The organism is uncultured Algibacter sp., assembly GCF_947487575.1.
Classification (GTDB): Bacteria; Bacteroidota; Bacteroidia; order Flavobacteriales; family Flavobacteriaceae; genus Algibacter_B.
In genome coordinates, this window is sequence record NZ_CANKXG010000005.1 from 169,554 (window position 1) to 182,305 (window position 12,752).

Consider the following 12,752-nt stretch of genomic DNA (forward strand, 5'->3'; position numbering starts at 1 on the left):
ATTTACATTAATTTCTTCTTTAAGGTTTATTTATAAGTAGTACATGTATGTTGGCATAAAAATCTATTTTCAGTCTTATATTTTTGTTATTTATTTCAGATAAGCTATTCCTGTTTAAATGTGTTACTCTAAATTATTGAAGTAATTTTATCATATAAATCTTTAAAAGTAATCCAAACACTACATTTTTTTGGTTATTCATCGATAAAAGTTGTTATATTTCGATAAAGTGTGCAAAAATATTCACACTCCTTATTATTAATACAAATTTATTCACGATATTTATGCGGTTTAATAACGTTAAATATAGACTAACGGTAATTATTGTAAGAATAGTCTGTTTTTATATATTGGATAATGATTGATACTTCATGTTAGTGCCCCCTAAGTAATATGAAGTAATAAATGTAATCGACCATGACTAAAACTACTTATGTAAGCAAAGGACTTGTTTTGTTACTCCTTTTATTGAGTTTGCCATTATTTGCACAAAATTATGTTCCTTTTACGCCTAGATTTAATCAAGATTTAAAAGGAGATATTCAATTAATAGGAAATAATATATTAGGTCCTGATAACAATGCATTTAATGATGGTACGGTGTACAATCATAATGTGGAAATGGTATATATTGATATTGATGGTGATGCTACTACATTTAATTCTTCAAGTGCAGATTTAACAATTCCAAATCCAGGATGTTATAGAATAATACATGCGGGATTATATTGGGGAGCGGTAACAGAAGGAGCAGAACCTTTTACTAATGTTAAATTTAGAGGTCCTACGGGTGGATATAATGATATTGTGGGAACCGTTATTTTTGACGCTGCAGGAACATCGGTTGATGGTGGCGATAGTTTTCCTTATGCCTGTTATGCAGATGTAACTTCAATTGTTACAAGCTTAGCTTCAGATTTAGGAACGTATACTGTAGCAAATGTTTCGTCTTTACAAGGGGAAACAGCTAATTTTACACCTTATAATGGTACTGGTAATTCTGCAGGTTGGTCACTTTATATTGTATATGAAGACCCTACATTACCCGGTAAATCAATAACTAGTTTTGATGGTTTTAGTGCCATTAGTGTTCCAGGAGGAAACACGGCCTTAGATATCCCTGTTTCAGGATTTAGAACCATTCCTGCTCCTGCACCTGTAAGAGCAAATTTTGCATTTGCTACTTTAGAAGGTGATAGTCCAATTCTAGGTGATCAATTATTGCTTAATGGTTTAAATTTATCAACTGCAGATAGACCAGCAACTAACTTTTTTAATAGTTCGGTAACACAATTGAGCGCTTTACCTGTAACTAATAGAAACCCAAATAGTACTAATACTTTAGGTTTTGATACTGGAGTGATTGTCGTGCCAAATCCAGCAAATTCTGTTATAGCAAATGATGCGACTTCAGCTACTGTTCGTTTAGAAACAAGTGGAGATACTTATTTTCCATATTTTTTCTCTTTAGCTGTAGATATTATTGAGCCTAATATTGTATTAACTAAAATTGTAGAGGATGCTGCTGGAAATGATATTGGAGGTATGCTTGTAAACCTTGGAGACGAACTAAATTATGTATTAGGGTTTCAAAATACAGGAAATGATGATGCAACAAATCTTATAATTAGGGATATTCTTCCAACTAATATTGTATTTAATTACCCAGCGGATGTTGGATTGTTACCAGCAGGAGTAACAGTACAAAGCTACAATCCAACAACAAGAGAACTTGTTTTTAGTGTTGATAATTCTGTGGTTGAAGAAAATGACCCTGTTCAAGAAATTCGTTTTAAGGTTACCGTAGTTTCAACATGTAGTTTGTTGACTGATGCTTGTTCTAATATAATCAGTAATCAGGCATTTTCAACATATAACGGGACATTGAATCCTACATTTACAATTTCAGATGACCCAAGTTTTAATACTAATACAGGTTGTTTATTAACTCCTGGAGCGACTAATTTTTTAGCGGATATAGACTGTGTTTTTGAAGAAGAAGTTATTCTTTGTGGAGCAAGTACGGTGTTGACATCAGGCAGTGGATATGACTCTTATTCATGGTCTACAAGCCCTACAGGAACACCAGTAATAGGAACAACGCAATCAATAACAGTTACGTCAACAGGGACATATTATGTGGAAAATACGGCCATTGCACCTTGTCAATCAACAAGTCAAGTTTTTGAAGTAATTACTTTTGGAGCAGGTGTAACTAATCCAGTAATTCCGTTTGCCGATCAGGTTGTTATTTGCCCTAATGATGGTAAAGAACTACCAAATATATTTTTATGTGGAGGTAATGGTCCAAGACTTATTGAAACTAATATTACGGATACGACATCTATTATTTGGGAACAGTTAGATGAAACGAGTTGTACAGCTGTTACTAACTTAGACTGTGCAAATGAAGATGCTGCTTGTACTTGGAATGAAGTAACAACAGGTCCTAATTTTATGGCAGATACTGCTGGGCAATTCAGACTAACTTTAAACTACGATGGAGGATGTTTCAACCAGTTTTATTTTAATGTTTATACAAACTTATTAGTACCTACAGTAACATCAAGAGATATTTATTGTACCACGCCAGGTGAAATTGTTATTGGCAGTGTTCCTAGTGGATACGAGTTTAGTATTGATGGTGTAAACTATCAAAACAGCAATGTGTTTTCGGTAAATACAGCTGGTATTTATTCTGTATATATTAAACAAATAGGAGTAGACCCTAATCCATGTATATTCACAGTACCAGATGTACAAATACGACAAACAGATTTTACAGTTTCAACTATAGTTACTCAACCACTTTGTTATGGAGATTTAGGAAGTGTTTCGATAGCTGCTAATGATGTACGTCCACAATATTACTTTTCAATCTCACAAGGAGGAACTTTAGTAAATAATGTAGGGCCAATAAATCCAAATAGTTATACATTCTCAAACTTAAATCCTGGAACATATACCATTGATGTTTCTACCGAAGATGGTTGTGTACACTCTGAAGATATTGATATTGTAGAACCTGATTTATTAGAAGCAACTTCAGCATTAACAACACCATTAACATGTACTGATGGTGAAATTACTATTTATCCAACAGGAGGAACACCTCCATATTTTTATTTTGTAAACGGTGCAACAGCTTTTCAAACCATACCAACTATACCAGTTTCAAGCCCAGGTATATTTAATATTGTAGTTGTTGATTCCAATAATTGTTCTGCGGAAACATCTATTACTGTTGATGCTATTCCTGCTCCAGAATTCACTGTTAATGCAACTGATATTGCATGTTCTGATACTGGAGATGTAGGTGTTATAACTTTTAATGTTACAAACCCAAATGGAAATACTTTAGAATACAGTATTGATAACGGTTCTACATTCTCAAATTCAAATGTTTTTACTGGTTTAGCAAATGGGACTTATGATGTTGTGGTTCAGTATAGTTCTGGGCCAAGTGTGTGTATCACAGCCCCACAATCCGTTAGTATAATAACTTTAGCAAGCGTTACGGGTACAGCTACATTAACAACACCGTATAGTTGTATTTCGGATGGGATTATTACAGTTTCAGGAGTTACAGGAGGAACAGCTCCTTATACATATAGTCTTGATGGTGTAAATTTCCAATCTGGAACAACATTTACAGGATTGACAGAAGGAGCGTATACCGTAACTATAAGAGATTCTAGTGGATGTGCATTTATAGCAGCTCCAATTATAATAGATGCGCTTAATCCACCAACAGATATGGATTTTAGCAGTACAACATTAAGTTGTCCTGCAATTACTTCAGATGTTACTATTACTGGAACAACTGGAGGAGCTGCACCTTTAGAATATCAAATTATAGCACCAAGCGGGGCAGCAACAGTATATCAAGCATCAAATATTTTTATTGGATTAAGTCCAGACACTTATACATTCCAAGTTAGAGATGCTAATGGTTGTGTTTATAGTGAAACATATACAATTGCACCATTACCTCCAATAACTGTAAATACAGTAATTACGAAAGATTTAGATTGTACAGCATCATCAGATGGTATTATAACTGGAACAATTTTAGGAGGAATAGCACCATTTACATATGCTGTTTCATTTAATGGAAGCGCCTATAGTGGTTCTAATGCTGTTGCAGGAACATCATTTACACATACCGCAACTACAGATGGAACTTATCAATTTCAAATAACTGATGCTAATGGTTGTATTGCAGAATCTGCATTACAAACTATTAATGCTCCAGTTTTAGTAACGGCTTCCGAAGTATTAACTAATCCTACTTGTAATGGTTATAGCGATGGTTCTATTACATTAACAGCCTTAACAGGTCAAGCACCATTTACTTATAGTCTTGATGGAGGAACAACTTTTGTATCGTCAAATGTATTTGGTGGTTTAATTGCTGGAAATTACAACTATGTTATAAGAGATAGCAGAAGTTGTGAGGTAGCAGGAACAGTTAGTTTAGCTAATCCTTTACCAATAGATGTTACAATTAATAGAAACCCTGTACAATGTATTGCAAATGCCAACGCACCAGGAAGCTTAGATATAACTGTTGATTCTGGCGGTGTTGCTCCTTTTGTTTATTCTTTATATGATAATACATATACCCAAGTAGGAGCAAGTGTTACAACAGTATCAACAACGCATACTTTTTCAGGTTTATCTTTTGGCGATTATTATGTTACCATTGTTGATTCTAATGGATGTGAATATAGAAGTGATGCACAAAGAATAGAGACTCCACCAAGTATTAGCCTAGTTAGTAACGTAACTACGGGCTCATGTGCCACAGGTGCTACAGTAGATATTTCAGTTGTTTCTGGTGCAGGGCCATTTACATATTCTATATTTGGACAACCAGCAACAATTTTTGGACCTACAGTATCAACAACTCACACCTTTACTGGATTAAACCATGGTGTTACATATCAATTTCAAGTTATCGATTCTGGAGGTTGTTTTTCAATTATAGAAGTTACTACACCTATTTTATCTGCAATAGATATTGATGCCGTTACAACAACAGATGTTAGTTGCAATGGTGATAATGATGGCACGGTTAACTTTACCGTATTAAATTATGATGCTTCGGTAACTTCAATATATTATGAAGTTCAAGATGAATTAACAAACACACCTATTATTCCGGCGCAAAATGGCACATTTACTGGGTTAACTGGAGCTTCTGTTAGTGGAAGTATTTCAGGATTACCAGCAGGTAATTATACACTATTTGTTAGAGAAGCAGACGGTACGTTGTGTACAACATCAGAATTATTTGAAATTATTCAACCTATTCAACCGCTTGTATCAGCCGTTACTTCAGAAATTAATGCAAATTGTAACGTCGGAGCACAGGTAACTATAACCGCAACAGGAGGTACAGGACCTTATCAATATGCATCAGGTGCACCTGGTTTTGTTCCAGTATTAGCAGATTTTGGAACTAATAATGTTCTAAATTTAGATTATGCTATAAGAATGAATTGGGATATTGTTGTAAGAGATGTTAATGGTTGTGAAATTAGAATTAATGAAACTATTGACTTAGACCCAGAACCTATAATTGATGCATTATTAAATAATCAATGTACAATTGCAGAAGGTGATTTTGAAATAGATGTTACATTAACAACTGCTGGTATAGCACCATATACTTACAGTATTGATGGTGGCGCTTTTCAAACTAGAACAGCACCTTTTACGGTTTCAAATTTATCATCAGGAACCCACACCATTGAGGTACAAGATGCTAATGGTTGTGGCAACTTAGTTTCGGTAGATATTGAAGCTCCATTAGAAATTGTACCAACACTAACAGCGTTATCAACTTGTAATAATGACGATGGAGAAATAACTATTACTGGTTCAGGAGGTACAGGTACATACGCCTATACTATAACTCCAAATCCAGCATCAATTTCTTTAACAGGAAATGTATTTTCTGGAGTGCCACCTGGAACTTACAGTGTTACAATAACAGATACTGTAACAACTTGTTTTGAAAATGTTACTGTTGTAATTCCAGAAGCAGTTCCGCCAACATTTACTACAACACCAACGGCTGTAACATGTTTTGGAGACAATAATGGTAGTTTTGAACTTAATGTAAATGACTATTCAGGAGCTTATACTTATGAAGTTTTTGATAGTTTATCAGTTTCAGTATTTGGAGTAGTAAATGCAAATACGTCTACAAATCCAGAATTAGTTACAGGGCTTTTAGCAGGAACGTATTCAGTAGTCATTACAGAAATAGCTAGTCCGTTTTGTTCATCAACATCTAGTGTAATTATTCCATCACCATCCGAAGCTCTTGATTTGACTGCTTTAGAAACATCTAACGTAACGTGTGATGATGATAAAGGAACAATAACAGCTACAGCAACAGGAGGTTGGGGAACTTATGAATATGAACTAACTGGAACAGCTACGGTAACTTATTCTTCAAACGGAACATTTACTAATTTATCAGCTGGTACATATACTGTTAATGTTAGAGATGCTGGTGGCTGTATAGATTCAGAAACCATAACTCTTAATTTACCAACACCTATAGATGCCTCAATTTCGGCCATTCCTACTTTGCTATCATGCTTTGGAGATACCAATGCAAGTATTACAGTAAGTGCAGTAACTGGCGGTGAAGGCACTAATTATAGTTACACGCTTAATATGCTTACTCCAACTGTGAGTGCTTCTGGTCCGCAAACATCTCCAACTTTTGATGATTTAGGAGCAGGAACCTATAATGTAGTTGTATCTGATGGATATAATTGTGAATTCACTACTGCTAATGTTGTTATTAATCAACCTACAGAAGTTGAAGCAAGTTTAGTAAAAGCAACATCTCAAACGTGTACAACGCAAACTACATTAACATTAAGTGCAACTGGAGGAACAGGAGCTTACGAATATAGTGATACAGCTTCTTTTACAACTATATTAGGAACGTTTGCTACATCAGCAACTTTTTCAGTAACTATTGGAAATTATGCATATTATGTTAGAGATGCTAATGGTTGTTCTTCAATAGTTTCAAACGAAATTACTAACGCCCCATTACCTACATTAACCGTTAGTTTAGATACTACTAATGCAGTAATAAATTGTGCTGGAGATGACAATGGTGTTATTATCGCTTCCGCGGAAGGGGGGCTTGGTAGTTATGTGTATACTTTACAGGATACATCAGGAAATCCTATAACACCAGTAACTCAAGACAGTCCTGGAGTATTTACAAATCTTCCAGTAGGAAATTATCAAGTACAAGTAGATAGTGGAGATTGCTTAGAAGTTTCTGCTGTTGCACCAATTATAAATGCCGCTTCTCCTTTAGATGTATCGTTCAATCCTATTGATGTAACCTGTAATGGAGAAAATGATGGGATGTTAGAAATTACCACCTCTGGAGGTTCTGGAACTATAAAATATGCGATTTCTCCACAATTAGATCAATTTTTTGATGTAGAAACTGTTGAAAATCTAGCACCTGGAATTTATGATATTGTAGTTCAAGATGAATTAGGTTGTTATGTAACGTATAATTTCGAAATAGAACAACCAGACCCATTAGGCTTTACTTATACTGTTATTAGTGAAGCACCTTGTGATGGTGATTCAATAGGAGAGTTTACTATAGAAATATTTGGAGGAGAGGCTCCATATAGTGTGAGTTTAGATGATGTAACATATACACCGCTTCCACTTGGTACAACAATCTATACATTTTCTGGATTAGAAGGTGGCGAAAAAATGGTTTACGTTCTAGATAGTGGTAACTGTGGAGGTGATAGTCCGTTTTCTGTTCCATTACAAGACCCAGTAATTCTTGAGCCATTAGCTAATGTTGATTATGAGTGTATTAATGATTTAACAAATAATACAAATACAGTTACTAATAGAGTTACAGTAACTATTGATTCAAGTATAGTAGATACATCCGTTTTAGAATACTCACTTGACGGAGGCACTTTTGCAACTGGCACTGGCATATATGAAAATTTAACACCAGGACCGCATAGTATTGCAGTACGTCATCCAAATGGTTGTGTTCAAATTACGGATAATGGGATTCCTTTCGAAATAGATACATTTCAAATTTTAGCTTTAGCAATCGATGATGGCGGGTTAAACGAAATTGTTGCTGTTGCAACTGGTGGAGCGGAACCATACGAATTTAGATTAAATGGACAGTCTTATGGTGATGAAAATACCTTCTTGATTTTTGAATCAGGAGATTATACAGTTACAGTTATTGATGCTAATGGTTGCGAAGTTTCTGCAACACGATTTTTTGAATATGTAGATGTTTGTATACCAAACTATTTCACACCTAATGGTGATGGTAATTTGGATGGGTGGGGCCCAGGTTGTGCCAATCAATATAAAAACTTAACCTTCGATATTTTTGATAGATATGGACGAAAAATAGCAACCTTAAGAATAGGGGATAAATGGGATGGAAAGTATAAAGGTATAGAATTGCCTTCTGGAGATTATTGGTATGTTGTAAAATTGAATGAATCGCGAGACGATCGCGAATTTGTAGGACACTTTACATTATATAGGTAGTTAGCCCCAAAACTAAAAAATTATGCAATTAAAAAAATTATATATTGGTTTACTTCTCATGGTTATCTCAAATGGTTATAGCCAAGAGTTGAATTTGCCAGTATTTACACAATATTTAGCAGATAACGATTTTGTTGTTTCTCCTACTTACGCAGGTATTGGTGATAATTTAAAAATTAGAGCAAACGGATTAACACAATGGGTTGGTATAAAAAATGCGCCAGATAACGTATCTATATATGGTGATGTTAGAATTGCAGACCGCTCTGGAGTTGGTTTGTCTTTTTATAAAGATAAAAATGGAAATACATTACAATCGGGTGGTAAAGTATCTTTTGCACACCACCTTGTTTTAGATTATTATTCAAAATTGTATTTGTCTTTTGGCGTTTCTTTTAATTGGAATAATTTCAGAATTGATATAGAGAATTTTAATACCACTCAAGAAAATCCAATTATAGACCCCTTTGTTACTGACGACAGAAGTACTACTAATTATAATTTTGATGTTGGTGCTTTGTTGAGGTATAAAGGTGCTTTTTTTAGTTTTAATGTAAACAATATTTTAGATAAAAAGCTGGATGAAACCATACGTGTATCAGAGCCTAATTTGCTTTTAAACTATCAAATTTATGCTGGTTATACTTTTAAAGGGCCTAAAAAGAGTGGCTTGGAGTTTGAGCCTTCTATATATTATCAAATGTTTACCAGTGACAAACGCTCTAGTACCGATATTAATTTTAAGTTTAGAAAATACAATAGAGATTACGACTATTTTTGGGCAGGTATTTCATACCGATTCTTAAATGATCAGTTACTCAAACCTTTAAATGTAGGGCCAATGGTAGGATTCCAAAAGTCTATATTTTACTTTGGTTATGCCTACCAAATAACAACTAATGAGTTATCTGCATTTAATTCTGGTACTCATGTAATTACTATTGGATTAAACTTTTTACAAGGGATTAGCAATTGTCCTTGTACCCAAAGTGCGGTTCGTAAATAGTTGAGGTAATTTATAGCTTGTTAAAGTTAAAATACTTTATAGATTGGATATTACCCTTAATGGAAACAGCTCCTACATAATTTTCTATTTGGGAAAAGGAAAATAACTTCCAAAGGTCTTTTTCATTATCATCCCATTTTGTTTCTAATAATTCTGCCTTGTCATCTGATTCTATACTTACTGAAAATGAATCTAATGGAAATGAAAGACCTTTCGCTTTAGCTTTAATAAACGATTCTTTTCGGGTCCAACATCTATAAAAACCTTTTGCGTGTAAATTTTTAGGTAGTTTTTTTAAGGCTTTAATTTCTATATTTGAAAAGTAGTTTTTAGCAATATCTAAAATTTCAAAATTGGTTTTTATATCTTCTATATCGACGCCAATGTCGTTATTTAATACAAACCCTATCACTGCCTTATTACCCGAATGAGAAACATTAAATTTTAGATTAGTTTTCATCCTGTAATCTGGCTTTCCAAATTGTCCATATTTAAATATGATGTCTTTGGGATTTGTTTTTAGATATTTACCTGATAACAGGCGCAATGCTCCTCTAGTAATTATAGAACAGTTTTTGTCTTTTTCAAATCTAAATTTTGAAGCTTTAATAATTTCATCATCAGTTAAGAAACTCTTTAAGTAATTAATCTCATTTTCAGAAATATCAAAACTAATACACCAAACATGAACTTGATTTACGGCTAATAAGAAATTGTTGTTTTTTGAAAAGTGCGGCACTTTCTATGTGTTATATATGTTTTTTTCAACATGTTTAGCTATATTTTCTATATAAGGAGAATCAAAAAGTTCATGGTGTTTTCCAGTGGTATAAATTACTTTAACATCACCATTTGTTATACTTTTCCAAGATTTAATATATATGGGATTTAATTTCTTGTCGGCTTTTTCGGTTAAAATTAATAACACATCATCTGTATGCTTTTTATTCCAGCTATATTTTATATAAATTTTAATTAAGTTTTGCTTAATTTTATCAAGGTTCTTTTTACCTTCATTTGCAAATAATTTAATTACCGTAGGTTCAATATAGCGCTCGTAATTATTTGAAACCATTAATTTAACAGCATTTATAGGGTTTTTTATAAAACGATTCAAAAAGCCACTTAGTCTCATTTTTATTCTATCAGGACTTGTGAAATCTTCTTGTTTTATAATGCTATCAATTACAATCAAATTTGTTTCTTCTCCTTCGGCTTTAAAAATGTTTGCTATTTCAATTCCCACGGCAGGACTAAAACAGTAGGTTAATAAATTATATGGCCCTTCTGGCTGTACGGCTTTTATTTCACTTGCATAATCTATTGCCATATTTTCAATACTAGAATGCATTTTTTCTTTACTATTCAAACCAGCAGGTTGTAATGCATAAACAGGAATGTTCTTGTTTAATGTATTTACTAATGGATTGAAAAATAGAACATAACCACCACCGCCATGTATGCAAAACAAAGGCGTACTACTACCTGTTGATTTAATGGGGACTATATATTTCCATGTTTTTGTGCCATCATCAGCTAATAAATAATTTGAAAGTTTGGCAATAGTTGGATATTCTAAAAGAATGGTAGCAGGTAACTTAGTTTTAAATTTACTGTTAATTATAGAAAACATTTTTATTGCTAAAAGTGATTTACCACCAATTTCAAAAAAATTATCATTAACGCCTATTTGGGAAATGTCTAGTATACTTTCCCAAATTTGTGTTATAGCAAGTTCCGTTTTGTTTTTTGGAGCTTTATAAGTTGTTACATCAATTGTATTTGCATCATTAATATTATTACTAGTCTGCGCTTTGGGTGGTAATATTTTTTTATTTAACTCAGAGTAATTTATAACCTGATCTGTTGTAATTAATTTAATGATGGATTTTAAAGTTTCAATAATCCAATTTACCGATTTTTGATTAATATGTTTACTTAGAGTAGAGAGTATGAATTTAGTTTCACTACTAGGAAGAATAGCTAGAGTAATAGGGTATGTCGAGGTTAAACCGCTTTTAACGTTTGATACTTGTAGTACAGATTCTTCAGTGTTTGGGGTTGGATAATTTTCAAAAACCAATAAACTATCAAAAAGTATAGAATTATCTGACCAGTTTATATATGAATAGAGTTTGTCTAAACTTAAATACTCATATTTCCTAGCTTCAAAATGAAATTTTTGCATGGTTTGGAACCAATCCGAAAAGTTTAAATCTTCATCAATTTCTCCCCGAATAGGTTGTACATTCATAAACATACCTGTTAACAAATCTATATTTGGAAAATCTCCAGATCTTCCTGAAACTGTAGTTCCATGTATAACATCATTTGTATTAAAATATTTTGCAATAACTAGTGACCAAATACTTTGTATTAATGTGTTAAAAGTAATTTTGTTTTTTTTGCAATATGATTTTATTCGAATTGTTGCGTCCTCATTTAAAGTAAACGAATTCACAAGAGTAACGTCTTCTTGGAGATTGACTTTTTTTTGATTACTAAAAAGTGTTGCGTTCTTATAATTTTTTAGATAACTATTCCAAAAAATTTTTGCATTTTCTTGCGGTAGGTTGTTCTTCCAATTTAAATACGCTTTGTAATTAGGTAACGTTTCAAGTTGAGGAGGTTCATTATGGTATATGGCACTATAGGTTTTAAATAAGTCTTTTAATATAATACCTCCAGACCATCCATCAAGTAAAATATGATGCATAGGCCATAAAAGTTTATGTTGATTATCTGAAAATTTAATAACTATAATTCTTAATAAAGCTCCATGTTCTAGTTTGGCACCAATTTTTAAAGTTGATTGTTTTAAACCTTCCCAATCTGAGTTTTTTTTAGTTTCAGATAACTTTGACCAATCTAAATATTCTACTTCTATGTGTTTAGTTTTATGAATTACATGAAGTGATTTTTCTAAGTTTTTCCAGTGTACAGTAGAGCGTATAACACTATGCCGTTTTATAATATAAGCACAAGCTTCCTTAAATGTTGCCAATCTAAAGTCACCTTTTAAATTACATTCTGTGTTTAAAAAACCTTGGTCAAGTTTACTTGAAAGATGATGAAGTAGTAACCCTTGTTGCATATAACTTAAAGGGTATATAGCTTCAACTGTCGATTTTGATTTATTTTCCATAGATTGTTA

At 33.0% G+C, this 12,752-nt stretch carries 4 protein-coding genes; 2 read left to right on the plus strand and 2 right to left on the minus strand.

What is annotated here, in order from left to right; translation table 11 throughout:
* The first annotated feature begins 417 nt into the window (after window positions 1-417).
* Both Q0870_RS07020 and Q0870_RS07025 read left to right on the plus strand, forming a co-directional pair.
* Window positions 418-8,592, plus strand: coding sequence for a T9SS type B sorting domain-containing protein (locus Q0870_RS07020; RefSeq protein ID WP_298553727.1), 8,175 nt, complete (start codon window positions 418-420; stop codon window positions 8,590-8,592).
* Between the two features lie 22 nt (window positions 8,593-8,614).
* Window positions 8,615-9,598 carry a type IX secretion system membrane protein PorP/SprF gene (locus Q0870_RS07025; protein WP_298553730.1) on the plus strand — a complete coding sequence of 328 codons (984 nt, stop codon included), beginning with the start codon at window positions 8,615-8,617 and terminating at the stop codon, window positions 9,596-9,598.
* 10 nt (window positions 9,599-9,608) lie between these two features.
* On the opposite strand, the gene Q0870_RS07030 is transcribed toward Q0870_RS07025, so the two are convergent.
* Both Q0870_RS07030 and Q0870_RS07035 read right to left on the minus strand, forming a co-directional pair.
* Window positions 9,609-10,337: a 4'-phosphopantetheinyl transferase superfamily protein gene (locus Q0870_RS07030; RefSeq protein ID WP_298553733.1), complete on the minus strand. Its 729-nt coding sequence runs from the start codon at window positions 10,335-10,337 to the stop codon at window positions 9,609-9,611.
* A gap of 3 nt (window positions 10,338-10,340) precedes the next feature.
* On the minus strand, window positions 10,341-12,743 hold the full coding sequence (locus Q0870_RS07035) for a condensation domain-containing protein (protein ID WP_298553736.1): 2,403 nt from the start codon (window positions 12,741-12,743) through the stop codon (window positions 10,341-10,343).
* Window positions 12,744-12,752: the final 9 nt, after the last annotated feature.

What these genes read in the sequence shown, in the direction of transcription:
- Q0870_RS07020 (WP_298553727.1), top strand. Translation starts at nt 418, where the DNA reads ATGACTAAAACTACTTATGTAAGCAAAGGACTTGTTTTGTTACTCCTT.
- Q0870_RS07025 (WP_298553730.1), top strand. Translation starts at nt 8,615, where the DNA reads ATGCAATTAAAAAAATTATATATTGGTTTACTTCTCATGGTTATCTCA.
- Q0870_RS07035 (WP_298553736.1), bottom strand. Translation starts at nt 12,743, where the DNA reads ATGGAAAATAAATCAAAATCGACAGTTGAAGCTATATACCCTTTAAGT.